Origin of the sequence: Vagococcus fluvialis bH819 (assembly GCF_900163795.1) — a bacterium.
GTDB lineage: Bacteria > Bacillota > Bacilli > Lactobacillales > Vagococcaceae > Vagococcus > Vagococcus fluvialis_A.
Genome location: NZ_FWFD01000007.1, coordinates 216,324 through 241,906, shown reverse-complemented (window position 1 = coordinate 241,906; position 25,583 = coordinate 216,324). Strand labels below are relative to the sequence as shown.

General features: G+C 33.2%; 32 protein-coding genes and 1 other annotated feature. Of the genes, 8 read left to right on the top strand and 24 right to left on the bottom strand.

The window, feature by feature from the left end; genetic code table 11:
- Positions 1–36: 36 nt before the first annotated feature.
- From uvrC to FM121_RS03860, 5 genes are all read right to left on the bottom strand, one after another.
- The gene (uvrC, locus tag FM121_RS03880; RefSeq protein WP_086950837.1) at positions 37–1,815 is read right to left on the bottom strand and encodes an excinuclease ABC subunit UvrC; all 1,779 of its coding nucleotides are present in this window, start codon (positions 1,813–1,815) and stop codon (positions 37–39) included.
- A 218-nt stretch (positions 1,816–2,033) separates the two neighbouring features.
- Positions 2,034–2,345, bottom strand: coding sequence for a thioredoxin (gene trxA / locus FM121_RS03875; RefSeq protein WP_086950836.1), 312 nt, complete (start codon positions 2,343–2,345; stop codon positions 2,034–2,036).
- An 82-nt stretch (positions 2,346–2,427) separates the two neighbouring features.
- On the bottom strand, positions 2,428–4,797 hold the full coding sequence (locus tag FM121_RS03870) for an endonuclease MutS2 (protein WP_086950835.1): 2,370 nt from the start codon (positions 4,795–4,797) through the stop codon (positions 2,428–2,430).
- 119 nt (positions 4,798–4,916) lie between these two features.
- Complete coding sequence (locus tag FM121_RS03865) at positions 4,917–5,465, bottom strand: CvpA family protein (protein ID WP_086950834.1); 549 nt, start codon at positions 5,463–5,465, stop codon at positions 4,917–4,919.
- A 22-nt stretch (positions 5,466–5,487) separates the two neighbouring features.
- Positions 5,488–5,955 (bottom strand): cell division protein ZapA, encoded by a 468-nt coding sequence (locus FM121_RS03860; protein WP_086950833.1) that lies wholly within the window; start codon positions 5,953–5,955, stop codon positions 5,488–5,490.
- A gap of 176 nt (positions 5,956–6,131) precedes the next feature.
- On the opposite strand from FM121_RS03860, the gene rnhC reads away from it, so the two are divergent.
- Positions 6,132–7,049: a ribonuclease HIII gene (gene rnhC, locus FM121_RS03855; RefSeq protein ID WP_086950876.1), complete on the top strand. Its 918-nt coding sequence runs from the start codon at positions 6,132–6,134 to the stop codon at positions 7,047–7,049.
- Between the two features lie 103 nt (positions 7,050–7,152).
- Positions 7,153–7,488 carry a DUF1292 domain-containing protein gene (locus tag FM121_RS03850; RefSeq protein WP_086950832.1) on the top strand — a complete coding sequence of 112 codons (336 nt, stop codon included), beginning with the start codon at positions 7,153–7,155 and terminating at the stop codon, positions 7,486–7,488.
- 42 nt (positions 7,489–7,530) lie between these two features.
- Here the strand turns inward: FM121_RS03850 and ruvX are convergent, their stop codons facing one another.
- The 6 genes from ruvX to pepA form a co-directional block, all read right to left on the bottom strand.
- Positions 7,531–7,950, bottom strand: a complete 420-nt coding sequence (gene ruvX, locus FM121_RS03845; RefSeq protein WP_086950831.1) for a Holliday junction resolvase RuvX — start codon at positions 7,948–7,950, stop codon at positions 7,531–7,533.
- Complete coding sequence (locus FM121_RS03840; protein WP_086950830.1) at positions 7,947–8,216, bottom strand: IreB family regulatory phosphoprotein; 270 nt, start codon at positions 8,214–8,216, stop codon at positions 7,947–7,949. Before FM121_RS03840 ends, ruvX begins: the two co-directional genes overlap by 4 nt.
- A gap of 91 nt (positions 8,217–8,307) precedes the next feature.
- Positions 8,308–8,937, bottom strand: coding sequence for a YtpR family tRNA-binding protein (gene ytpR / locus FM121_RS03835; protein ID WP_086950829.1), 630 nt, complete (start codon positions 8,935–8,937; stop codon positions 8,308–8,310).
- Between the two features lie 69 nt (positions 8,938–9,006).
- Positions 9,007–9,462: a universal stress protein gene (locus tag FM121_RS03830; RefSeq protein WP_086950828.1), complete on the bottom strand. Its 456-nt coding sequence runs from the start codon at positions 9,460–9,462 to the stop codon at positions 9,007–9,009.
- A 15-nt stretch (positions 9,463–9,477) separates the two neighbouring features.
- The gene (locus tag FM121_RS03825; RefSeq protein ID WP_086950827.1) at positions 9,478–9,789 is read right to left on the bottom strand and encodes a thioredoxin family protein; all 312 of its coding nucleotides are present in this window, start codon (positions 9,787–9,789) and stop codon (positions 9,478–9,480) included.
- Between the two features lie 9 nt (positions 9,790–9,798).
- Positions 9,799–10,875, bottom strand: coding sequence for a glutamyl aminopeptidase (gene pepA / locus FM121_RS03820; protein ID WP_086950826.1), 1,077 nt, complete (start codon positions 10,873–10,875; stop codon positions 9,799–9,801).
- A gap of 166 nt (positions 10,876–11,041) precedes the next feature.
- Here pepA and FM121_RS03815 point away from each other — a divergent pair, with 166 nt between their 5' ends.
- Complete coding sequence (locus FM121_RS03815) at positions 11,042–11,398, top strand: PepSY domain-containing protein (protein ID WP_086950825.1); 357 nt, start codon at positions 11,042–11,044, stop codon at positions 11,396–11,398.
- Positions 11,399–11,493: 95 nt separating this feature from the next.
- Complete coding sequence (locus tag FM121_RS03810) at positions 11,494–11,994, top strand: DNA topology modulation protein (protein WP_086950824.1); 501 nt, start codon at positions 11,494–11,496, stop codon at positions 11,992–11,994.
- Positions 11,995–12,162: 168 nt separating this feature from the next.
- Here the strand turns inward: FM121_RS03810 and FM121_RS03805 are convergent, their stop codons facing one another.
- On the bottom strand, positions 12,163–12,483 hold the full coding sequence (locus FM121_RS03805; RefSeq protein WP_086950823.1) for a MazG nucleotide pyrophosphohydrolase domain-containing protein: 321 nt from the start codon (positions 12,481–12,483) through the stop codon (positions 12,163–12,165).
- Between the two features lie 64 nt (positions 12,484–12,547).
- On the opposite strand from FM121_RS03805, the gene FM121_RS03800 reads away from it, so the two are divergent.
- A complete protein-coding gene (locus tag FM121_RS03800) occupies positions 12,548–13,135 on the top strand; it encodes an LOG family protein (protein ID WP_086950822.1) in 588 nt (195 codons plus the stop codon).
- 209 nt (positions 13,136–13,344) lie between these two features.
- Here FM121_RS03800 and trmB read toward each other — a convergent pair whose 3' ends face one another.
- From trmB to FM121_RS03780, 4 genes are all read right to left on the bottom strand, one after another.
- Positions 13,345–13,989, bottom strand: a complete 645-nt coding sequence (gene trmB, locus FM121_RS03795) for a tRNA (guanosine(46)-N7)-methyltransferase TrmB (protein ID WP_086950821.1) — start codon at positions 13,987–13,989, stop codon at positions 13,345–13,347.
- A 69-nt stretch (positions 13,990–14,058) separates the two neighbouring features.
- On the bottom strand, positions 14,059–14,838 hold the full coding sequence (locus FM121_RS03790) for a phosphotransferase family protein (RefSeq protein WP_086950820.1): 780 nt from the start codon (positions 14,836–14,838) through the stop codon (positions 14,059–14,061).
- A gap of 101 nt (positions 14,839–14,939) precedes the next feature.
- Complete coding sequence (locus FM121_RS03785; RefSeq protein WP_086950819.1) at positions 14,940–16,166, bottom strand: ABC transporter permease; 1,227 nt, start codon at positions 16,164–16,166, stop codon at positions 14,940–14,942.
- A gap of 2 nt (positions 16,167–16,168) precedes the next feature.
- Complete coding sequence (locus FM121_RS03780; RefSeq protein WP_086950818.1) at positions 16,169–16,903, bottom strand: ABC transporter ATP-binding protein; 735 nt, start codon at positions 16,901–16,903, stop codon at positions 16,169–16,171.
- Positions 16,904–17,039: 136 nt separating this feature from the next.
- Here FM121_RS03780 and FM121_RS03775 point away from each other — a divergent pair, with 136 nt between their 5' ends.
- The 3 genes from FM121_RS03775 (at position 17,040) to FM121_RS03765 (ending at position 18,995) form a co-directional block, all read left to right on the top strand.
- Positions 17,040–17,471 carry an HIT family protein gene (locus FM121_RS03775; RefSeq protein ID WP_086950817.1) on the top strand — a complete coding sequence of 144 codons (432 nt, stop codon included), beginning with the start codon at positions 17,040–17,042 and terminating at the stop codon, positions 17,469–17,471.
- Positions 17,464–17,829 (top strand): YtxH domain-containing protein, encoded by a 366-nt coding sequence (locus FM121_RS03770; protein WP_086950816.1) that lies wholly within the window; start codon positions 17,464–17,466, stop codon positions 17,827–17,829. Before FM121_RS03775 ends, FM121_RS03770 begins: the two co-directional genes overlap by 8 nt.
- A gap of 167 nt (positions 17,830–17,996) precedes the next feature.
- On the top strand, positions 17,997–18,995 hold the full coding sequence (locus FM121_RS03765) for a peptidylprolyl isomerase (RefSeq protein WP_086950815.1): 999 nt from the start codon (positions 17,997–17,999) through the stop codon (positions 18,993–18,995).
- Positions 18,996–19,021: 26 nt separating this feature from the next.
- On the opposite strand, the gene FM121_RS03760 is transcribed toward FM121_RS03765, so the two are convergent.
- The 8 genes from FM121_RS03760 to gltX form a co-directional block, all read right to left on the bottom strand.
- The gene (locus FM121_RS03760; protein WP_086950814.1) at positions 19,022–19,495 is read right to left on the bottom strand and encodes a low molecular weight protein-tyrosine-phosphatase; all 474 of its coding nucleotides are present in this window, start codon (positions 19,493–19,495) and stop codon (positions 19,022–19,024) included.
- A 125-nt stretch (positions 19,496–19,620) separates the two neighbouring features.
- The gene (locus FM121_RS03755; RefSeq protein WP_086950813.1) at positions 19,621–19,881 is read right to left on the bottom strand and encodes a Veg family protein; all 261 of its coding nucleotides are present in this window, start codon (positions 19,879–19,881) and stop codon (positions 19,621–19,623) included.
- Positions 19,882–20,041: 160 nt separating this feature from the next.
- A complete protein-coding gene (locus FM121_RS03750; protein ID WP_179203785.1) occupies positions 20,042–20,614 on the bottom strand; it encodes a sigma-70 family RNA polymerase sigma factor in 573 nt (190 codons plus the stop codon).
- A gap of 105 nt (positions 20,615–20,719) precedes the next feature.
- Complete coding sequence (locus FM121_RS03745; protein ID WP_086950811.1) at positions 20,720–21,241, bottom strand: NYN domain-containing protein; 522 nt, start codon at positions 21,239–21,241, stop codon at positions 20,720–20,722.
- A gap of 17 nt (positions 21,242–21,258) precedes the next feature.
- Positions 21,259–22,032 carry a 23S rRNA (guanosine(2251)-2'-O)-methyltransferase RlmB gene (gene rlmB / locus FM121_RS03740; protein WP_086950810.1) on the bottom strand — a complete coding sequence of 258 codons (774 nt, stop codon included), beginning with the start codon at positions 22,030–22,032 and terminating at the stop codon, positions 21,259–21,261.
- Positions 22,022–22,429, bottom strand: coding sequence for a Mini-ribonuclease 3 (locus FM121_RS03735; protein WP_086950809.1), 408 nt, complete (start codon positions 22,427–22,429; stop codon positions 22,022–22,024). The genes rlmB and FM121_RS03735 overlap by 11 nt, the downstream gene beginning before the upstream one ends.
- Positions 22,429–23,838 (bottom strand): cysteine--tRNA ligase, encoded by a 1,410-nt coding sequence (gene cysS, locus FM121_RS03730; protein ID WP_086950875.1) that lies wholly within the window; start codon positions 23,836–23,838, stop codon positions 22,429–22,431. Before cysS ends, FM121_RS03735 begins: the two co-directional genes overlap by 1 nt.
- Positions 23,839–23,889: 51 nt before the next feature.
- Positions 23,890–24,105: a binding site (T-box leader), on the bottom strand.
- Positions 24,102–25,565 carry a glutamate--tRNA ligase gene (gene gltX / locus FM121_RS03725; protein ID WP_086950808.1) on the bottom strand — a complete coding sequence of 488 codons (1,464 nt, stop codon included), beginning with the start codon at positions 25,563–25,565 and terminating at the stop codon, positions 24,102–24,104. Its footprint overlaps the feature before it by 4 nt.
- Positions 25,566–25,583: the final 18 nt, after the last annotated feature.

Below are 25,583 nucleotides of genomic sequence, written 5' to 3'. Positions count from 1 at the left end.
TTCAATTATACCATTTTTTAAACGTAATTTCTAATATTACGTTTTTTGAAAGTAGTTATAGATATTTTGTGCCACATTTTTTGGCATGCCTTTTTCTATAAGATCATCTAAACTAGCTTCTTGAATATTTTTAACCGACTTAAATTCTTTTAATAGTTCTTTTTTACGTTTTGGACCTAGTCCTTCAATACTATCCAATTTTGAAGAAAAACTATTTTTACTTCTAGTTGTTCGATGGAATGTAATAGCAAACCTATGGACTTCATCTTGAATTCGTTGAAGTAAGAAAAATTCGGGTGAATTCCGTTTTAAAGGAACAACTTCTAAATCGGAACCAAATAATAATTCACTGGTTTTATGTTTATCATTTTTCGCAAGGCCTGCAATTGGAATATCTAAGCCCAATTGATTATCTAGAACTTCTTGGGCAGCATGGACTTGTCCTTTTCCACCATCAATTAAAATTAAATCGGGTAAAGGTAAATCTTCTTTTAACACTCGTGAATAACGCCTATAAATAACCTCTTTCATTGATGCGTAGTCATCGGGACCATTTACTGTTTTGATTTTAAATTTGCGGTAATCTTTTTTAGACGGTTTTCCATCTACATAGACGACCATTGCAGATACAGGATCAGTTCCCATAATATTAGAATTATCAAAAGCTTCAATGCGGCCTGCTGATGGTATTCCCAGAGCATCACTTAATTTTTCCGTAGCCCCTATAGTTCGCTCTTCTTTTCTCTCAATTAAACTGAATTGTTCGGTTAAATATATTTTAGCGTTTTTACTTGCCAATGCCACTAGTTTTTTCTTTTCCCCACGCATCGGTTGAAAAACCTTTGTTTCAACTATTGCTTCTACATCTTCCTTGGAGATATCTTGCGGGATGAAGATTTCTTTAGGAATAAAATGCTGATTTTCTTGATAAAATTGACCGATAAACGTAAGGAAATCTTCTTCAGCTTCATTATAGAATGGGAAATCAAAGACACGTCTTTCGATAAGTTTTCCTTGTCTTACGAAAAACACCTGAACAACCATCCATCCCTTATCTACAGCATAACCAAAAATATCACGATCAATAAAATCGGCATTCGTCATTTTTTGTTTTGTCATGATCGCCTGAATGGCTTGAATCTGATCACGATATTCTCCCGCTTTTTCAAATTCCATATTCACTGCTGCTTGCTCCATTTTTACTTCTAATTCTTTTTGAACAGCAACATAGCCACCACCATTTAAAAAATGCTTAATTTCCTCAACCATCTCTTTGTATTTTTCTTCAACAATCTCATTAATACAAGGACCTAAACATTGTCCCATATGATAATACAAACAAACTTCATTAGGTAAGTTTTTACACTTTCTTAATGGGTACATTCTATCTAGCATTCTTTTGGTTTCATTCGCCGCTCGTACATCAGGATAAGGACCAAAATAAATCGCATTATCCTTAAGAACTTTCCGAGTAATTAATAATCTCGGCGCCTTTTCATTAGTAATTTTTATAAATGGATAAGATTTATCATCTTTTAGCATGATATTATATTTTGGCATATTTTTTTGAATCAGATTAATCTCTAATAAAAGTGCTTCTGTATTTGATTCTGTTACAATGTATTCAAAATCGACAATCTCGCTAACCAGTCGTTCAGTTTTGGTATCGTGACTTCCTGTAAAATAAGAACGAACTCGATTTTTTAAAATTTTAGCCTTTCCAACATAAATAATCGTTCTATTTTTGTCTTTCATCAAGTAACAACCAGGTTGATCTGGTAAAAGAGCTAATTTATTTTTTATTTGTTCATTCATCTCGTCACTCCTCTTTGTTTTACCAATTACTAGTATACCAAGTCAATAAAAAAAAAGCATTCAGTAGTTACTTGAACTACTGAATGCTAGATAAGAGTGGTGAAAACGGCAGCTCCTGCGGCAATTTCAAAAATTAAAATTAATTCCAAACCCGTGAATTATTTTTAATTTCCTCCAATTACTTGGAGCTAAGCGCCTTTTTCATCACTCTGTTTCTCCTACAAATATTTATCTAAAATTATTTTTAATTGTTCTTTTTGATGAAGTCCAACGATATTTTCAACGACTTCGCCGTCTTTTAAAAGAATCATGTTAGGTATACTCATAATACCGTATCTTTGGCTTGTTTCTGGATTTTCATCCACATTAATTTTTACAAATTTAATTTGGTCAACATAACCTTCTGATATTTGTTCTAAGATTGGACTTTGCATGCGACAAGGTCCACACCAAGGTGCCCAAAATTGAGCCATGACTAAACCTTCAGCTGTTTCTTCTGTAAATTCTTGATCTGTAATTGGTAATAACATATTTACGACACTCTCCTTCTCTACTTGAATACAACCAAATTATACCAAAGGGGGTAATTTACTTCTAATTATTTGCTTGTGATTAGAAGCTAACGATCGTAGCACCGTCTCCACCCTGATTTGCTGGTGCGTACTCATATTTTTTTACTCGTGAATTATTTTTTAAGTAGTCATGAACACCATTTTTAATAGCACCTGTTCCTCGACCGTGAACAATCGTGACTTGAGGATAACCAGCTAGTAATGCTGCATCGATATATTGATCTACTTCAGCTACTGCTTCTTCGTATCGCTTACCACGTAAATCTAATTGTGTTTTAACTGACTGACGACTACCGCCACCATCACTCTTAATCGTCATACGCATTGTTGGTTCTTTTTCAGGTGCTAAAAGAGTCATATTATCTTCAGATACTTTCATCTTTAAGATCCCTAGCTGAACTTGCCATTCTTTATTACCTGTCTTACTAATTAGCGTACCTCTTTGACCAAATGTTTCAACTAGTACATCGTCCCCTACTTTAAAAGTCTTTTTATCTTTTGCTTTTTGCAAGACTTTATTTTTAGTGAGATGTTGTTCATCATGTTTCAATCCAGATAATTGTGATTTCACATCAATTAACTCATGTTCTTTTACATTGCTTGAAGTATTGCTTCTTAACTGCATTTGTCTGATATCTTTAATTAAATCTTCAGCCTTTTTTTCTGCCTCTTCAATAATCTCATTTGCTTTTATTTTAGCTTTATTTAATTCTTTTTCACGTTCTTCAAAAAAGACTTCATAGGCTTCTTTTAAGTCTTGATGTAAACTTTCCGATTCGTCTACATGGTGACGCATTTCTAGATATTCTGTTTCTGTCATCTTGCGTTGGTTTTCTAAATCGGAAATCATCTCATTTAAATCCTGACTTTCACCATCAATAATTTGCTTAGACTGTTCAATAATTTCTTGTGATAATCCTAATCTCTTAGATATCTCAAAAGCATTGCTTCGCCCTGGAATCCCTATCAGTAGGCGGTAAGTAGGACTTAATGTATCCACATCAAATTCCATACTTGCATTAATCGTGCCCGCTCGATTATAACCATAGACTTTTAATTCAGGATAGTGGGTTGTTGCCATAACGTATGATCCTGTTTGTCCCACTTGATCTAAGATAGAGATAGCTAAAGCAGCACCTTCTTGCGGATCGGTACCTGCGCCTAACTCATCAAAAAGAACCAAGCTGTTTTCATCAAGATGTTTTAAAATATCCACAATATTCGTCATATGAGAAGAGAAAGTACTTAAATTTTGCTCAATCGATTGCTCGTCTCCAATATCAGCGTAAACTTCTGAAAAGACTCCAATCATACTATCTTCATGCGCGGGGATAGGCAATCCTGCTTGCCCCATTAATTGTAGTAACCCCAATGTTTTCAATGTAATGGTTTTACCACCTGTATTTGGCCCTGTAATCACAATCGCCTGATAATCCTTACCAATAATAATATCATTAGCCACAACTTTTTCAGGGGCAATCAGTGGATGTCTTGCTTGTTTTAAACAAACTTCCTTATCCTGACTTAATGCTGGAACAATTCCTTTAATCGTTTTACCGAATAATGCTTTAGCATTAATAAAATCTAATTTACCAAGAACAAAAGCATTTTGTAAAATTTCTTGACGGAAAGGATCTAATTCATTAGAAAGAACCGCTAAGATACGTTCAATTTCTTGACGTTCTGCTATTTGATGCTGTCTTAATTTATTATTCAATTCAACAACTTGTCTCGGTTCAACAAAAACGGTCTGTCCTGATGCACTTTGATCATGAACCACGCCACCAAATTGACCACGATATTCACTCTTAACGGGAATAACATAACGATCATTTCTCATCGTTACAATGGTGTCACTTAAATACTTACTACTACCGCCACGTAAAATATTATCCAATTGTTCTTTAATCCCTTGTTCGCTACGTTTAATACTTTGACGAACACCTTTTAACGCGGGAGAAGCTTCATCAGTTACACGCCCATCTTCATCAATAGCAATTCTAATTTCTTTTGACAATTCTGGCAAAGCAATCATCTTGTCATTCCAATCATACAGACGCTCTAACTCAATATCAATTTCTCTTAATTCCTCAAAGAATCGCTGTAATTCTGTCACCGTTCTAAGAACACGACCCACTTGTGCTAGTTCAACACCATTTAAAGTCGCACCAATCTCAATCCGTTTCATGTGTGGTTTTATATTTTCCAAAACTGGAATCGGAATGCCTCCACGTAGTCTTAAAACGTGAAAAGCGTCCCTTGTTTCAATTAAATGTTCTTCTATTTTTTCAAAGTCATTTAGAGGGGTTAATTGTAAAATGTGTTCCTCTCCAAGCTTGGTTACAATATGCTGAGTTAGCATTTGCTTTACTTTGTCAAACTCTAATGTTTGCATTATTTTTTTATTCATTTTGAACTCCTTACTTTTTGTCATCTCTACTATAAGTAAAAAAGAACAATCCAAGTTTAGATTGCTCGATTTTTCTAAAATGACAGTTTAAATCTTTTTTTTTGTCATACAAATAATCTCTATAAAATAATCTTAGTAATCCACCAATCTTTTAGCCAACTAGAAATAACAGGTGTAGATTCTACGAGAATACGAGCAAACGAACTTTTTTTAAATAAATTTTGGATAAAATCTATTGGGATCATTGCAAGCAATGTTAGAAAGATCGTTAAACCAATTAATGTTAATAAAGCATTCAATAAACCACCTGCTAAGTCATTACCTTGTTTAATAACAGGAATAAAAGTTAATCTATAGGCAACCATCCCGACAAAACGCGTTAATAACCAACCAATAAAAAGAACCAATACAAAAGCAAAACCGGCATAGAACGCTTTGTCTAAATCAAAAATTAAGCTCTTATCAAATAATACTAACGTTGTTTTTGATGTTGGTGCTGGATATGGAATTAATAACTCTAATTTTTTACCTAATGATTTATAGATATTTTTGGCAACAATAAATGAAACTGTATATCCTGCCCCATAAACAATTTGTAAAAGGAATCCACGACGGTATCCTGCATAAAAACTTGTTACTAAGAAAAATATAATTAAAATGGTTAACATAATTTCAAACCTTACTCATTGATTATTTTGTTTCTTCACTTTTCTTTTGATGATTATTCCGTTGTATTTTTTCTTTTACTTGTTGATTAAGAACTTTTTGAACTTCTATGTGATTCAGCATCTCATCCTCAGTTAGTTGTCTATTTTCATTAATCACTGCTTGTCTGGCTTCTTTTTCACGCTCAGCAATCTTATCAAGTCGTTCTTCTAGTTCAACTACCTTATATACTTCTTGTTCTAAAAGATTAATTTCATTTCTCTGATCCAAAATAACTTCTTGTTGTTTCACTTGGATAGATAATGTATTGATTGCTAAAAGAATAGCCGCTTGTTCTCTACTTAAGCTTGGGGAGTGTCCCATGATAAGCTCTAGTTGTTCATTCGCTAAGTCATTAACAATATCCATGTGGTAATGGCTTTCATTACCAATGATAGTGTAAGTATCTCCTGCAATTTTAGCCTTATATCTTTTCTTTTCATCTTGCGCCACAACTTATCCTCCTCATCTCTATAGGAACCACCTATCTTATCATAGGTTAATTATATAGAATTTTGGCACAAATAACAATTTTATCCGACCTTTCTTTTAAGTTTATTATTCATTCCTTTATTTCTTAAAAATTGTTATACTGGTTGATGGACGTAATAAGAATGGATGGTAAGAATATGACTCAATCAATTACTATAAAATGTAGCCTAGCAGTCATTCAAAAAATGAAAGCTACTTATCAAGATAATTTAATAAAAACACCGCCCTATGCAATTTTTTCTGCTAAATTACCTAAAGTAACAATCACCGCCTATCAATCTGGAAAAGTTTTATTCCAAGGGGTTACAGCTGAACATGAATCCCGTAATTGGCAAGGAGAACCTACTCAAAAAAAAAAATCTAGTGGCACTACAAGTGATTTACCTGAAAATTTTGCTAATTGGTCAGTTGTTGGCAGTGATGAAGTGGGAAATGGTAGTTATTTAGGACCAGTCGTTGTTTGTGCGACTTACGCTAAAACTGAAACCCTACCCCTTTTAAAAGAATTAGGGGTTAAAGATTCTAAGATGTTAACTGATCCAATGATTAGAAAAATCGCTAAAGATCTGGTTCATGTTGTGCCTTTCCGTCAATTAATTGTGACACCCAACAAATACAACGCCATTCAGCCAGACTATAATGTCAATCGAATGAAAGTTGCGCTACACAATCAAGCACTTCACCTTCTCTTACAAGATATTTCACCTGAAAAGCCTGAAGGCATCTTGATTGATCAATTTACAACTGAAAAAAGTTACCGTAACTATCTCAAAAGAGAGCCTAATCCAGTCACTAATAACTTATATTTCAAAACAAAAGGCGAACAATATCACTTATCAGTTGCCGCTGCCTCTATTATTTGTCGCGCAACTTTTCTAGATGAACTAGATAAAGCAAGTAAAGAACTTGGTTTTCTTGTTCCTTCTGGTGCCGGTATCAAATCTGATCAAACTGCTGCTAAAATTCTAAAAAAAGGCGGTATCACCTTACTTAATGACTACGCTAAACTTCACTTTGCTAACACTGAAAAGGCAAAAAAAATAGCTTTTAGATAACTAAATCAATGGAACTCTCATAAATTATCTATTTGATAGCCTTTTTCATCTTTTTTCGGTATAATGTGAAGTGAATTCAAACTGAAGAAACGAGGAATGGAAAATGACAGATAAACACGTACATGACGAAAATTGCAACCACGACCATGATCATATTCATGATGCAGAAGACTTAATTACTTTAATTGATGATGAGGGAAATGAAGTTTTATTCCGTATTCATTTAACAATTGATGGACAAGAAGAATATGGTAAAGATTATGTTTTATTATATGACGCAAGTACTCCTGAAAATGAAGAAGTTGAATTATTAGCTTATGCTTATGAACAAAAAGATGGCGAAACTGAAGGCCGTTTAACAGAAATCGAAACTGAAGCTGAATGGGAAATGATTGAAGAAGTTTTCAATACTTTCGAAGCTGAAGAATTAGAAGACTAAGAGATAAAAAAAGACTGACAAATGTCAGTCTTTTTTTATCTCTTAACTCTTTGAATCTAAATAATTTTGTAAGATCATGACCGCAGCAACTTTATCAATTACTTTTTTTCTCTTTGCTCTTGATGTGTTTGCTTGCTCAATTAGCATTCTCTCTGCTTGAACTGTCGTTAAACGTTCATCTTGATAGATAATCGGTAAATCAAATTCAACTTTTAATAATTCACCATATGCCATTGAAGCTTCTGCCCTTGGTCCTATGGTATTATTCATGTTTTTAGGAAGTCCTACAACAAATTGAGTGACTTTATACTCTTTGACCAACTCAGCGACGCGCTCAATTCCGAATACTTCGTTCGCTTCATCAATCCTTATAATTTCAATTCCTTGTGCTGTCCATCCTAAAGGATCACTTACTGCTACACCGACTGTTTTAGATCCTACATCTAAGCCCATTGTTCTCATCTAGCGTCAATTCCATAGTGAGAAAGATAGTCTTTCACTAACTCTTCCATAATTTCGTCACGTTCATGGCGTCTAATTAAGTTACGTGCATCTTGATAACGTGGAATGTATGCAGGGTCTCCTGATAATAAATATCCCACAATTTGGTTAATTGGGTTATAACCTTTTTCTTCTAATGCTTTGTAAACAATTGATAATGTTTCACTAACTTCTTTTTTATTATTTTCGCTAAAATCAAAGCTCATCGTTTCATCTGTAAAACTCATCTTTTTTACCTCCCACTCATTTATATTTAACCTTAGTTTACAAGAAAGCTCAGTAAACTACAATCATTTTAGATTATACTTTGTTAAATATTTATTCGTTAATCGCTATATTAAAATTAAATGCTGACCCGACAACAGATGATTCTGGTAATTCTAGAATCCCTTTTTTATCTGGGGCATTTTCCAACTGTAATTCACGAGCTGAACAAACCATCCCGTCACTCTTAACACCACGTAATTCACCTGGCCAAATGATCATTCCGTCAGGCATCATAGCACCAACTTTTGCTACAACAACTTTCAACCCTTGCACCATGTTAGAAGCGCCACAGACGATTTGTAATTCTTCACCATTATCCACTTCAATTTTAGTAATATTTAAGTGATCTGAATCTTGGTGTTTTTCACATTCTTTTACAAAACCAACCACAAATTTTGGAGAATTGTCACATTCAAATGTTACATCAAATCCAGCTTCTTTAACGGCTAAATTTAATTCAGTAATTTGAGAAGGTGACAACTGAACTTGACCGTCACCTTGTAAGTTAGTTAGTTTGTGAGAAGCAGAAAAAATATTCCAGCCTACGACTTCACCAGTTTCTTTGAGTGTGACGCAAGCCACATCACCTTTTCTAATTGCCTCTACTTCTTGACCTTCTGAATTACTTAAAATAAGGATTAACGTATCGCCAACACCTTTTAAATTATAACTTGCTATCATTCGATGAATTCCTTTCTATTTTAACGAAAGAAAGTAAGCACGTCTAAAGCACTTACTCTCCATAGCTTTTTATTCCGGTCTAACAATTAAAACATCACAGGGAGCTGTTCGAATGATATGATCACTCACACTACCCATCACTAGTCGTTCCACTGCATTAAGCCCTGATTGCCCCACCATGATTAAATCAGTATTAAATTTTTCAGGAAGCTCTCGAGACATCATAATTTTTGGTGATCCGAACTCTAAAACTGTTTCAACATTGTCATAACCTAATTTTTTAGCTTCTTCAACATAACTATCAAGTAAACGTCTTGATTCATCTGATTCAGCTTGAACTAAATCAGGTGTGAACGTTGAAAATGACATGGTGCCACCGTAAAGTTTGTTTTCAATGATGTGAGCTACAACAACTTTTGAATTATTTCTTTTTGCTACTGCTATTGCTTTTTCAAAAGCCAATTTCGCTTGATCACTACCATCTGTTCCGACTAATATAGAATCGTACTCTTGTGATTCTAACATACGCTCATCCTCTTTCTATAATGTTTTTAAAAAGTTAATAATCTCTTCTTTTGTTTTACGGTCTTTGCTAACAAAACGACCTAATTCTTTACCATTTTCAACAGCGATGAAACTAGGAATTCCAAAGACATCCCATTTTTGACACAACTCAATATAATCATCTCGATCGATTTGAACAAAATTTAATTCTGGGAAAGTTGCTTCAATCTCCGGCATATGTGGTTTGATAAAAACACAATCGCCACACCAATCAGCTGTGAAAAAAAGAACTGTTTTTTTTGTTTCGATATAATCTGCAATTTCTTCTAAAGATGTTGGTATTATCATTAACTAGACCTACTTTCCGTAAATAATAGTATCCACAGTGTCACGATCTAAAGAAGTTAATAATTCCATAACCATCGCTTTAGCTGCTTCATAATCTTTAATACTAAACATCGTTTGATGTGTATGAATATAACGACCAGGAACACCGATAACCGCACTTGGTACACCGTCATTCGCTAAGTGAGCCGCACCAGCATCTGTCCCACCTTTTGAGACAAAGTTTTGATACGGTATTTCTTTAGCATCTGCTGTTTCCACAATATATTCTCTTAAACGAGGTAGCATAATCATTCCTGGATCAAAAATACGTAGTAAAAATCCGCCATCTAAACGACCGTTAGCATCCTTTTTACCATCTAAATCATTTGCTGGTGAACAATCCACTGCAAAGAATAAATCTGGTTTGAATTTGTTAGTTGAAACTTTTGCTCCACGTAAACCAACTTCTTCTTGAACGTTAGCTCCAGCAATCAACGTATTAGGTAATTCTTTGTCTTTTAGTTCTTCAAGAACATCTAAAACTAAGGTACAACCATAACGATTATCCCATGCTTTAGCAATCACTCGCTTACCGTTAGCTGTCTTAATTGTCTCAGCATCTGGTACAATCGAATCTCCCGGTCTCACGCCAAATTCTTCTGCCTCTTCTTTTGAAGTAAAACCAGCATCAAATAATATATCTGCAACATCCACTGATTTTTGACCGTCCGTACCACGTAATAAATGTGGGGGAACCGATGATGAAATCACAGGATAGTTACCTTTTTTAGTCTGTAAGGTAAAACGTTGTGCTGAAACCACGTAAGGATTCCATCCACCTAATGGTACTACACGAAATAGTCCACTATCTAAAATTTGAGCTAACATAAACCCAACTTCATCCATATGTGAAGCTAACATAATACGAGGTGCATTTTCAGCTTTACTTTTTTTAATTCCAAATACGCCACCTAAACCGTCATATTCGATTTTATCTACTAGTGGTGTCATTTCTTTTGTCATGACTTCTCGCATATTCCCCTCAAAGCCACTTGTACTTTGAATTTCTGTTAGTTCTTTGATTCGATTAAATAATTTATCATCCATAAGTTATCTACTGTTAAAGTAGAGCCACCTCTCTTTCTATCTACACTTAATTATAACATATTTGGATAACACGAGAAAAATCTTCTTACTTTTTTCTTTTTATTTTTTCCTTTTGTTTCATATGTGCTACAATATAAGCAACAAACTCACTATGGGAGGTATTATAATGCTTAAAAATAAAAAAAATAATAATAAAGAGTTTTATCAAAATGGCTTAACAACTGGAATTGGTATTGGATTAACTGTTGGTGCTATCACAGGTGCTGCCCTTTCATATTGGTATAAAAAAAATCAAACACTCTCTGCTGATGATATTTTAGAAAAGGTTAAAGCAGATTTCTTACACGAAGGTCCTATTGAAGGCTCATGGATTCACTTTAAAAAAGAACCATTACAAAAATTCGCCATTAAATCAAAAGTTTACACTGGTGGGGTTTCACGTATTGAAGATGGTGAATTAGCTCAATACGAGTTTGTCGCAGATGCTTACACTGGTAGTATCGTTGATATTTACCGTCTGTAATTATATGTTTAGTATTAAGTAAAAAGAGATTGACCGTTGAATACAGTCAACCTCTTTTTTTTACTTGTTTTTAACTAATATGAGGAGGTTTATTCATGAATAAAGTAATCATTGTCGGCTCTTCTGGTGCTGGAAAATCAACATTTGCCATTCAACTACAAGAAAAAACTAATTTACCCCTTTTTCATTTAGATAAATTATTTTGGAAACCTGGTTGGATTTTATCATCTAAAGAAGAACAAATAACTATTCAAAAGAAGTTGATAGAAAAAGAACAATGGATAATTGATGGAAATTATGGTGATACTTTGGATTTAAGAATTACTGCTTGTGACACGATTATTTTTATTGATCCTCCGAGAACTGTTTGTCTTTATCAAGTCTTAAAACGAAATAAGATGTATAAAAATAGCCCTCGTCCAGATATGAATGAAGGTTGCCCTGAAAAAGTGGATTGGGACTTTTTAAAATGGACATGGCATTTCAAAAATACTCAGCGAGTGGCGTTGATAAAAAAATTAAATAACGTTTATAGAGAAAAAAATATAGTCATCTTGAAATCCAGAAAAGAAGTTAACAATTATCTAAAAGATTAAAAAAAAGAGACTAGCTCATCAGCTAGTCTCAAAAAGGAGTTGTTTTATTTACTTTGGAGGAGTAAATAAAATGAAAAAGTTTATTAGGGTTGTTTTGTTGGTATACATATATCATAACCACTAATTATGAATTTTTTATGACGAAACAATTTGCTTTTATTGAAAAAATTATTTCTCACCAAATCTTTTTTCCAATTTCCTTTGATGGCTCTCTAAAATATCTTCGATTTGAATATCGTATTTATCCGCTAAAATGAACACATTATCCAAAACATCTCCAAGTTCTTCCTTCAAATCATCGATTAGTTCTTTTTCATTTTTCTGTCGTTCATCTGGTCTGTCACGTCCAATTTCAATCGCTCTTATTGCACGAGATACTTCCCCAGTTTCCTCAGCCAAAAAATTTGCCCGAATAAATGGATTTAAATCATACCAGCCTCTTTTTTTATAAAAAAAACTGACCCATTTTTGATATTTTTGCAATGTCATCTTATTTTATCTCCTTTTTCGATTTATCCTATGGTATCATATATTGAGTGTCAGGAGGATAAAAATGAAAAAAATCGCTATATATTGTGGTGCAAGCACTGGTGATAAATTAATCTATCAAGAAAAAACTAAAGAATTCGGTCATTGGATGTTAACTAATCAATACGACTTAGTTTACGGTGGTGGTGCTGTTGGACTGATGGGAATTATCGCTGATACCATCATTAAAGGAAATGGAAAAACAATCGGCGTGATGCCAACTTTTTTAGCCGAACGGGAGCTATCTCATCAAGGGCTTGACGAGTTAATCATTGTTCAAGATATGCATGAAAGAAAAAGAAAAATGATCGAACTAGCAGATATCTACATTGCTCTCCCAAGTGGCCCTGGAACGTTAGAAGAAATTTCCGAAGTAATCTCATGGGGACGTATTGGTGAACATCAAAACCCCTGTATTTTTTATAACATAGATGGTTATTATGATCTGTTAGCAGAATTTTTTAATACCATGGTGACAAATAATTTCTTAACTCAAATCGACCGAGATAAAATACTTTTCTCTGATTCCCTAGATGAAATCAAACTATTTATCGAAAATTACGAACCACCCATCATTCGTAAATATAATCAGGGTGGTGAAAAAAGCGATTAACTCCAAGCGACTGGAAGAATTTATAAACAATTCACGCTTTTGGAATTGATTATAAATTGTGAAGTTGCCGTAGGAGTTGCTTTTTGAACCCTAACTACATCAGGGTGGTAAAAAAAGTGATTAGCTCCAAGCGACTGGAATAACTGAAAAATAAAAAGTGTTAATAGAAAGGAGCTTCAAGAAATTTAGAAGCTATTTCTATTGACACTTTATTTCCCGTTAAATACAGCTTCTAATCGGTAAATTCTTTCTCCACGCCCAGAGAACTTTTCTTCATACTCTGTCATAATATTTCCCTCGTAATCGCTTGTGTGTAAATCTAACCAAACTTTTTTGATTGTCATTCCGTACCATGTCACACTAGCCAAAGAATATTCAAATAACCCTTGATTATCTGTCTTAAAATGAAGTTCAGCTTCTGGCTTAGCAATTGTTTCATATGTTTTTAAAAAAGTATGATACGTTAAACGACGCTTTTCATGTTTTGTTTTTGGCCATGGATCTGAAAAATTTAAATAAACTAGATCTACTTCATTTTCAGCAAAATAATCGGTTAAGTCAGCACCATTTACTAACAATAATTGTAAATTTGGTAACTTTTCTTCTATTTGTTTTTCTAAAATGGCGATAATCGCATTTGTTTGAAGCTCAATTCCTATATAATTAATTTCTGGATGTGCTTTTGCCATCTCTACGATAAATTGCCCTTTACCACTGCCTACTTCAATATGAATCGGCTGTGATTTTCCAAATCGTTCTTGCCATTTTCCTAACCACTGGCTACCATCTGTTAATATATATTGTGGATGACTTAGGATTGTTTCTTTTGCTCCTGGTTTGTTACGTAATCTCATGTTAAACTCCTTTTTTAAAAAAGAGGCTGACTAAAATTGTCAGCCTCCCTTGATTTTTCCAAATAATGTTTAATATTTGTATATCTTTTTTAATTGAGCAATATAAGCATTCATCTGCTCACGTTCATAATGTAAATAACTTCTTTTAATTTGAAGTAATAAATTAATGCCCGCATACCAATACACACGGTCCATTATATTTTCTTCACCTGTTGCACCGTACTCTGCTACCCAATAATCCCAATACTTAATATCAATATACTGACCTAAAATTGTGCCAATATCTAAAGCGGGATCAGCTAAAACTGAATAGTCCCAATCGACTAAAAATACGGTATCTTCTGTTGATAATAACCAATTATTATGCATTGGATCGCCATGGCAAGCAGTGTAGTAGACTGGATGGAACGATGGTAAGTGATCCTCTAAATATCTAAAAACACGCATTAAATAAAGATTTTTTTTCAAATCATCTGGTAAATCCAAGGCGTAATCACTCAAAAAATCAAAAGCGGATTTTTCACGACCATCCATTCTTTGTAACATAGACTTTAAAGAATCTGATTGGTGTAAATGTTGAAGAATCCGGATAACTTCACCACTCTTACTCATCTCTTCTGGTGTTAGTTGTCTTCCATCTAACCATTCCTGGGCAGTCAAAACGTCCCCATCACTTGTTCTTTTGGTCCAAAGTAATTTAGGTGTCAACCCTTCTCGTGACAAAGCAGCTAAAAACGGGGTTGAATTTCTTTTTATAAAAACTGATTCACTATCTCTGATTCCTTTATATGCTTTACCGGTATCTCCCTTAATTGGTTGGAGATTCCATGAATTATCAAATTTAAACATTAGCTTCTCCTTTTAATCCAACTAGTTATGACTACTTTCAAACACTTCATTTTTTTCAGAAGTCGAAGAATAGTATATCACATTCTTACACGACTTTCCTTTCAAATCAATGATTTATCTAATTTTTTTAAACGTCTTGGTGCATAGAGTTTTGTGAAAACGATACCTTCAATTATCATTAAACCAATAATTAATAAGCCACCCACTTTATCTTGTAACTTAATCAGTATTACAACACTAAATATAGTAATTACACCCATTAAAATTTTTCTAATTAAATTTTCGACAGCGTTTAATTTTTGTTCTTTTTTTATCGGATACAGCTGGGTCATTAACATATAATCGAATTCATTATAAATAGGTAATAACTGAAATCCAATTAAATAAACAAATAAAACACTAATAATAGCATTTAAGATCAATTGATCACTAAAGAATAAAATCAATCCGCCAATTACTGTTAATCTGATTACTAAACCACTGTACTCTGTTCCTCGTAGAAACACTCGCGCATAAAGATAAGTATAAGTTTGCCTTTGTTCTTTTTTTATCTTATTTAAGAAAACATCTAGATACGCACGTCTTTTAATATCTGCTTGAAGACCAGGAACATCTGTAAATAAATTAATAAAAGAATAGATTTTTTTCAATCTTTTACGCTCTAAGCGAATAGATTTTTCCCAGTCTAGAGGATTTTCGTTTAAAGATTTTTTTGTTTGTTGGTAGCATACAATAACAAATAAAAAAGAACAAATTGCCCCTGCCCAAGGTACAACATACAAATTAACTATTAAACTAACAATTGTTAACAATAATAAAATACTTTCTTCTATTCTAGTTATTTTTTTTGTATTTAAGTATAGTCCTTGTATTTGAATCAATAAATGAGCTAACTTCAGTAACCATAAGTTGATAACTAACATATAAAAATCAGAGAATTCAATATTACTTGTAGCTACCAATAGAGGCATTGTAATTCCTGAAATTAATAATATCATGCCAAACGGAAGTATTATCGAACCTTTAAAAGACTCTTTTAAATACGTTGTCATCTGACGTTCTTTAGGCAAAAGAAAAATCATGTCTGGTTCTTTTAGTAATGTAGCAATCTTACCAATTAATAAGCTCATACTCCAAATGATTATAACAAAAGGTCTCCCTAAAAAAAATTCAGGTGTTAAACTTTTAACAAATTCGGAATAATAAAGCCCAAATCCCCCCATAGCAATCAGCATAACAAGTAAAAAATGATCATTAAACACATACTTCAAATAGCGCATCATATGTTTTGTGTGAATGTTTTTCCGTTGTTTATAAAAGAGGTTCATACTTAAGCCTCCACTTCTTTCGTTAATGAGATGTAAATATCATCTAAAGAAGAATCAGGTAATTGGAACTCTTGCCTTAACTCATTCATCGAACCAATTGCTCGAACTTCCCCATCATGAAGGACGACAAAGCGATCGCAATATTTTTCCGCTGTCGCTAAAATATGCGTTGACATCAAAATAGCGGCACCTTCATCTCTCATTTGTTTCATTAATTCTAGTAAGGCGTTAATTGCTAAGGGATCTAAACCTAAAAAAGGTTCATCAATAATAAAAAGACTAGGTTTTGTTAGAAAAGCACACATCACCATGACTTTTTGCTTCATTCCTTTAGAAAAGTGAGCTGGAAACCAGTCTAACTTATTTTCTAATCTAAAGGTTTTAAGTAATGACTCCGCGCGTTTCATCGCTTCATCCATTGGAATATCATAAGCCATTGCTGTAATTTCAATATGCTCCCTCAATGTTAATTCATCATAAAGAATAGGTGTTTCTGGAATGTAGCCAATTGTTTTTCGGTAGTCCTCAGGATTTTCTTTTAGCGTTTTACCATCTACCATAATTGATCCTTTTTGTTCAGTCAATAAACCAATAATATGTTTGATTGTTGTACTCTTACCCGCACCATTTAAGCCGATTAATCCTACTATTTCACCAGCATTAACTTCAAAATTAATATCTTTTAACACAGGAATATGACCGTAGCCTCCTGTAACATGTTCTATTTTTAAGCTCATATCTTATCCTCCATAATATTCTATTATAAATTATAGCATACCTTTTTATTAGGTATTCCTATTTTTGTCTATTATTGCATTCATTTTTAAATCTATTTGTGGTAAGGTTATTTTATAATTAAAGGAGGTCTTTTTGATGACAGACTGTATTTTTTGTAAAATCATTAATCGCGAAATACCAAGCTACACCGTATATGAAGATGATGATGTCTATGCTTTTCTAGATATTACTCAAACAACGAAAGGTCACACCCTTGTTATTCCAAAAAAACATGTGACTGACATTTTTGAATACGATGAAGAAATCGCTAGCCTTTTATTCTCTAAAGTCCCTAAAATTTCTCGTGGATTAGAAAAATCTTTCCCTGAGATGAAAGGTCTTAACTTAATCAATAATAATAAAGAGCTTGCTTATCAATCTGTTTTTCATTCACACATTCATCTGATCCCTCGTTATAGTGAAAAAGATGATTTTTCTATTACTTTTTCTAATAATGGTGATAAATATTCAACTGAAGATATGGTTGCTATGGCTAAATTAATAGAGGAGACAATTACAAATGACTAAGAAAAAATTTTCTGGAAAAAAATTCGCTAAAGGACTTTTGATTGGAGGAATTATTGGTGGCTCTGCTGCCTTGTTGCTTGCGCCAAGATCTGGTAAAGAAACTAGAAAAAAAATTCAAGAGGAACTTGATGATACCTTTCAGTTATTAAAAGATATTAAAACAAGCTCTGATGACGTCCGATTTCACGCGTCTCACCTTCAAGAATTAACAGAAACAATGATTCCTGAATTTATTGAAGGAACTCAAAAGAGTTTGGATAGATTTGATTTCAAAACAAAATTCCGATTAGAAGACATGAAAAAACAGATTGCAAAAATCGAGACAGAAATAACTGATTTTAGTAATAGCATAAAATAATAGAACAATATAGTATTAATTGTTCTATTATTGTTAACTTGTGTTTATTATATGAAATTTTTTTGAATTCCGTATTTTTCAAAAGAATTATATGATATAGTATTAGTCGTGATGCAATTATAGTAATTCAAATTAAAAATTAAGAAGAATAGGACGTGCAAATAATTATGAAGAAACAATCATTAAAATTAGCAGCTGTAGCTCTTTTAGGAGTTCTTACACTTGCTGGATGTTCAGGTGGTAAAGATATCGCTACTATGAAAGGTGGCAAAATCTCTGAGGACGAATTATATTCTGAACTTAAAAAATCTCCAGAATCAAGCCAAGTATTAACAGGAATGATCGTTAATAAAGTAACCGATGCAGCTTATGGTGATAAAGTGGATCAAAAAGCAATCGATAAAGAATTTGATAAAGTTCAAGAACAAAATGGTGGTAAAAAAGCATTTGAAGATTTATTAAAACAAAATAACTTAGATATTAAAACGTACAAAGAAAATATTAAGAGTACATTAGCATTTAAAGAAATGTTAAAATCACACTTAAAAATTACTGATGCTGACTTAAAAGAAACATGGTCTACTTTCCATCCTAGCGTAGATGCTCAAATAATGGCATTTGATAAAAAAGAAGATGCTGAAAAAGCATTAAAAGATGTTAATGATGGCAAAGATTTTACAGCTGTAGCAAAAGAAGTTTCTTTAGATGAAGCTTCTAAAAAAGACGGTGGAAAAGTAACTTTCGATTCTACTATGGTTACCAAACCAGAAGGTATTTTAGTTCCTGAGCAAGTAAAACAAGAAGCTTACAAATTAGAAGATGATAAAGTTTCTGGGATTGTTGAATCTCAAAATATGCAAACTGGAGCAGACTCTTTCTACATTGTAAAAATGGTTAAAAACCAGAAAAAAGGTAACGACTACAAGAAATATGAAAAAGACTTGAAAAAAATTACTGAAGAAACAAAAATGGCTGATCCAGCCTTCACGCAAGAAGTTCTTGGTAAAGAATTAGAAAAAGCTAACGTTAAAATTACTGATGATCAATTCAAGAAAATCTTAGATCCTTACTTACCTAAAAAAGAAGAAAAAGAAGATAAAAAATCAGACAAAAAAGATGACAAAAAATCTGAAAAAAAAGAAGAAACAACTGAATCAACTAAATAATTAAAATAAACGGTTAGGAAAAATTCCTAGCCGTTTATTTGTTGTTTAATTTTTTCGAGCCATTTATCTGTTCCTAAATTGACCAACTTATAGGTTAATTCAAAATCTCCAGTATAATATGGATCTGGTACTACTTTTCTGACTTCTTTAATACTCTCTGATAAAAATAAATGAATCTTTTCCTTATTTTTGGGAGATGGATTTAATTCGAGTAAATTATCTATATTGCTCTCATCCATACCAATAATGTAATCATATGTTTCAAATTCTGTTGGTGTAATTTTAGAAGAGTAAATCCCCTCATAACTAATATTTTCTCTATCCAATATTTCTCTTGTCCCTTTATACGGTGAATCCCCTAAATTCCAACTACTTGTAGCAGCTGACGAGACATGAATCTCAGCATCTAAGTTTTCTTTTATCACTTTGTCCCGAAATACTGCTTCTGCCATAGTAGAACGACAGATATTACCTAAACAGACAAATAATACTTTTACCATATCAATCACCTTTCTAAAAAAATAAAAAAAGATCAACTTCTTAATTAAGTAGTTATCTTTTTTATTTTATATGTGACGAGCTACAACCTATCATCCGATATTAGCCAACTCATCATATTTAGTTATTAACCTATAATTTCTTCTTGCACACCATCTGCAAATTGGACCTCTACTGCACGAGTTAAAATATCAGTATAGCTATATGATACTCTTTCAAATGCGTTCTCATCCTGATCTAAATCAACAATAAATACAGAAGGATATGTTTCTGATAATATACCACTACGTTCAGTTTGTCGCTTTCTACCTGTCTGTGCGACTAAGGTAATTCGACTACCTATTTTGTTTTCTAGCTCTTTTTTGATTGTTAAAATACTCGCTGCCATCCAACTCACCTCGAATAACATTGTAACATATTTTATAAAAAACTTCAAATTTTATCATAATACACATACTTTAGCAATAGATTCAGCTAATTTTAATTATTTACTTATTTTTAAATTGATCTTATTAATTTTGATAATAGAAGAGAGAGTTGTCCTTTTCTTATAATATTTGTTTTTTTAATTTTACTTTTAAACGATTATAGCCAAATAAAATTTTTCTCTGTGAAATATCTGTGATATCTGATATTTCCTCAATACTCATTCCTGATAAAGTATAATGATAAACTTTTTGTTCAAATTTTGATAATTGCTCAGGTAATTTTTCTAATGACTCTCTGACATAAATATATTTTATACTTGTATCTGCACGATAATCTTCAGTCCCTCGACTAATACATTCACCAAATGAATTCATTTTAGAATCTAAAGAATCTGTGTATCGATATATACGTCTTTTTTGAGCTTCTTGATGCCTTAACAAACTAATAATATGGCGATTAAAATTCATCTTAAAAAATAAACCAAATGTTACATTTTTACTACTATCATATTTTAGTAATGATTGATAACAAACTAAACGGCCTTCTTGAAGCCAATCATCTAAATCTAAATCTCTCAAATAATACAAGTTTCGTTGTTTTAAAACTACAGGTATATATTGATTAAAAACCACTTCAAACGAATCATTACAACCTAATTTCGCTCTATTTAATATGACTTCTTTCTCTTCCAAACCTATACGCCCCTTAAAAAAGAAACCGCTTCCCTCTTCTGTATACAAATCGTACCATTAAATAATAAACTAAGAAAGAGAACTAACATTCTCTTTCTTAGTTAACTAATTATCTAACTCATCAAATATTTTCTTTAGGGTTTCTAATTGATCTCCTGACCACGGACTATTTCGTCTAAAATTTTGAAATTTATAATCTTCAGTATCTGTCTGGATTTTTTTTTCTGAGGACTTAATTGCTTTGTATAATTCTCTTGCTGAAACCCTTAAAGCTCCTCTTGAAAAAATAATCCATTGTTCTGCCATATCGCTTGTTGCGACACGAACATGTGTCAATGGATTTATTTTCTCTCCAGCCTCTCGTTCAATGTAAGTATCAGCCGTTTCTTCTTCTTTCGTGAAAATAACCGTAACTCCATATTCATCATATACTTGTTGGATTCCTGGTACAAACTGTGCGTCAAAGACAACAATAATTTCAATACCTTCGTATTTGGCATAGTTTGATAGCATAAATAAAAGTTGATCTCTTGCATCAGCGAGCTTATCTTGTTTTTTTAGCTTATCAAGAAACGGCCAAGCACCGATCATATTATAACCATCTACAAATAGTACCTGACGTTTCACTTAGTTATCTCCATTCCTTAGTTTCTACGTTTTCTAAAAACTTCGTACATTAACAGACCAGCAGCAACACCTGCATTTAAACTTTGAACGTGACCTTCAATGGGAATAGTAATCATTTCATCCATCTCTTTTTTTAGAGCTGCTCCCATTCCTTTGCCTTCATTTCCAATAACAAGTGCGATATCTCCAGAAACATTCCAGTTTGTATAGTCCGTTCCTTCCATATCTGTTCCAAAAATCCATACATTATCTTCTTTTAATTTTTTTATCGTTTGACTTAAGTTTGTTACTCTTGCCACTGGAACGTGTTCTACGGCACCAGTTGAGGTTTTAACAACAACTGGTGTTATTCCTACAGCACGATGTTTAGGAATGATAATACCATCCACATTGACCGCATCAGCTGTTCTCATGATTGAACCTAGATTATGTGGATCAACAATACCATCCAGGATTAAAAAGAAACGATTTTCTTTTTCTTTACTTTTTGATAATAAGTCGTCTAAAGAAAGATATTCATAAGGTGTTATTTTCATGACAATTCCTTGATGATTTTCTTTATTCGTCATATCATCTAATTTAGATTTTGGTGCCCAAATAATAGGAACTGAAAATTCTTTTGCTAAATTTTTCAATTCTTCAATTTTATTACTTTTTAAATCCTCTTGAATAAATAATTTATTTCCTCTTCTTGCTTGAAGCGCTTCAACCGTGGCGTGTCGTCCAAAGACCACATCCTCTAATGATACTAGCTCAACTTCTTTTGGCTTTTGTTCATGTTTATTTTTCATTCTTTTCCCCTATTCTTTTAATTGACCACTTAATTAACTCTTCTAACCGTTCTTTTTGATCTGTCAAATGAAGATACCCCATTAAGGCTTCGAACCCTGTAGACGCTCTATAGACGAATACAGAAGTGTTTTTAGCACTCGTGTGACTTTTGGCATTCCGTCCTCTTTTATACACAGTTATTTCATTTTCCGTCAGAATATTTTCTTTTATCATTTCTTCTATCAAATAATGTTGGGCTTTAGCTGACACATATTGCGTCGCCATGCGGTGCATTTGATTTGGTTTAGTTTGGCCTGATCTAATTAAAAAATCACGAATATATATTTCATAAATCGCATCTCCTACATAAGCTAGCGTTAAACCACTTAAAAGAGAATAATCTTTCTTTTCACTCATTAAATTCTACTCCATCTTCCGCCATGAGCGGTATCTTCTAATATAATTCCTTGTGCTTTCAACATGTCACGAATTTCATCGCTTCGTTTAAAATCTTTGTTTGCTCTAGCTTCAATACGTTCTTCAATCAACGCTTCGATTTCACTATCTAGCACTTCTTTTTGTCCTAATTCAAGCCCAAAAACAGCCATTAATTCAACTAGTAAACTTTGTGCCTCTTCAATCACAACTTTTGACACAGTATTTTTTTCAAAATAAGCGTTTAACCATTTAACTAAGTTATAGACAGCTGTGATCCCATTGGCTGTATTGAAATCATCATCCATGCCCTCTTCAAATTGCTGTTTAATTAACGTAAGTTCTTTCAAATAAACAGCATCATCTTCAGTTGTCTCTTGAGAGACTTCTAAGCGGAAATTACCGTTATTATAACTTGCTTTAATCTTAGAGAGATTTGTTTCTGCTTCTTTCAAGATAATATCATTAAAGGGCATAGGCCGTCTATAATGCGTTGTCGCTAAAGCAAAACGTACCACTTCTGGGTCAACTTCTTCCATTAATTCGTGAGCTGTTACAAAGTTTTTCAATGATTTACTCATTTTCTCCCCTGTTTCACCCACTGTTAAATACGCATTGTGCATCCAATAATTAGCAAATGTTTGTCCTGTTTTCGCCTCACTTTGAGCAATTTCGTTTTCATGGTGTGGAAACTCTAAATCTTGTCCCCCAGCATGAATATCAATCGTCTCACCTAAGTGTTTTGAGGCCATTACTGAACACTCAATATGCCAGCCTGGACGACCTTCTCCCCAAGGCGATTTCCAAGAAACTTCTCCTTCTTTGGCTGATTTCCATAAAGCAAAATCTAAAGGATCTTCTTTTTTATCTTGTTCATCCCCTGTTCGTTGACTTGCTCCCACTTCTAATTCATCTAAGCTCTTATTACTTAATTGTCCGTAATTTTTAAACTTGCGCGCACGGTAGTATACATCCCCTTGAGATTCATAAGCATACCCTTTTTCAATTAAAGCTGCAACAAATTCGATAATCTCATCAATATGATCAACAACACGAGGATGAATACAAGCTGGTTTGACATTTAACTTGCCAGTATCTTCGGTAAAAGCATCAATGTATTTATCAGCAATCTCTCTTGTTGTCACACCTTCTTCATGGGCACGGTTAATAATTTTGTCATCCACATCCGTAAAGTTAGAAACATAATTCACTTCATAGCCTTTGTATTCAAGGTAACGACGAACGGTATCAAACGCCACTGTACTTCTAGCATTTCCAACATGGATATAGTTGTAAACCGTTGGGCCACACAAGTACATACGAACTTTTCCTGGCTCAATGGTTGTAAACTCTTCTTTAGAACGAGTTAATGTGTTGTATATTTTCATAATCGTTAGCTCCTTCATTTTTTTACATAAAAAAACGTCCTTTAGTCTACTCAACTAAAAGACGTTTTCACGTGGTTCCACTTTTATTCGTAAAAAGAAACTTACTTTCTTTCTACCTTTTGATAAGGTAACGATTATCACTCGTTTTTAGCTACTTGATTCACCAAAACTACTCAAAGAGGCACTTCAATCAGTTAATTCTCTCGTTTTCACCAATCACGAGCTCTCTAAATCAATCAACTGACCTACTTTTCTTTTCAATGTATTTATTTACTTGATTGTTTAATATGATCTAAAACTTTTTCTTTACCTAAAAGCATAATTGTTTCAGCTAATTCAGGTCCATGCATTTGACCACTGACAGCGACACGAATTGGCATAAATAAATTTTTACCTTTGACACCTGTTTCTTTTTGAACCGCTTTGATTGATGCTTTGATACTTACTGCATCAAATTGATCTAATTCTGCTATTTCTTTAGAAAAAGCTTCTAATACTTGAGGTACTGTTTCTCCAGCTAAGACTTCTTTAGCTTCTTCATCCAACGTTAATGTCTCATTAAAGAATAAAGAGGACAACTCAACGATTTCAGCTGCGTAGCTCATTTGTGGTTGGTATAAAGAAACTAATTCTTCTACCCATGCTAATTTTTCAGCTGTTGGATTTTCTTCTACTAATTTAGCTTCCACTAAGTATGGTAAAGCCATTTTAGCAACATCAGCACGGTCTAATTTTTTCATGTATTGATTGCTGATCCACTCAAGTTTTTTATTATCAAAGGCTGCAGGTGATTTACCTAAACGAGCTTCGTCAAACATTTTGATAAATTCTTCTTGTGAGAAAATTTCTTCTTCCCCAACTGGTGACCAACCTAATAAACTGATAAAGTTAAACATTGCTTCTGGCAAGTAACCCAAATCACGATATTGTTCGATAAATTGTAATATTGTTTCATCACGTTTACTTAGTTTTTTACCTGTTTCACTGTTAATAATTAAAGTCATGTGACCAAATTCTGGTGCTTCCCATCCAAAGGCTTCATAAATCATTAATTGTTTAGGTGTATTAGCAATATGATCATCCCCACGTAATACATGAGAAATTTTCATCATATAATCATCCACAGCTACAGCGAAGTTGTATGTTGGCATACCGTCGCGTTTCAAGATAACAAAGTCGCCACCCACACTGTCAGATTCAAATGTAATATGTCCTTTTACCATGTCATCAAAACTGTATGATTTATTTTTAGGTACACGGAATCTTACAACAGGTGTAATACCTTCTGCCTCTTTTGTCATTTGCTCTTCAACTGATAAACTAGCACATTTCCCGTTGTAACGAGGAATTTCACCACGTGCTTTTTGAGATTCACGCTCTGTTTCTAGTTCTTCTTCTGTACAGTAACATTTATAGGCTAGATTACTTGCTAATAATTGATCGATTAACGGTAAATAAATATCTGCTCTCTCTGATTGACGATAAGGTCCATATTTACCAGGCTTTTCTGGTGATTCATCCCAATCAATGTTTAACCATGCTAAGTTATCTAATTGGCTTTTTTCGCCGCCTTCAATGTTACGTTTTTGATCTGTATCCTCGATACGAATAACGAAATCACCATCATGGTGTCTTGCATATAAATAATTGAATAATGCTGTTCTGGCATTACCGATGTGTAAATGTCCTGTTGGGCTTGGTGCGTATCTCACACGTACTTTTTTTGTCATGAAATTACCTTCCTTATC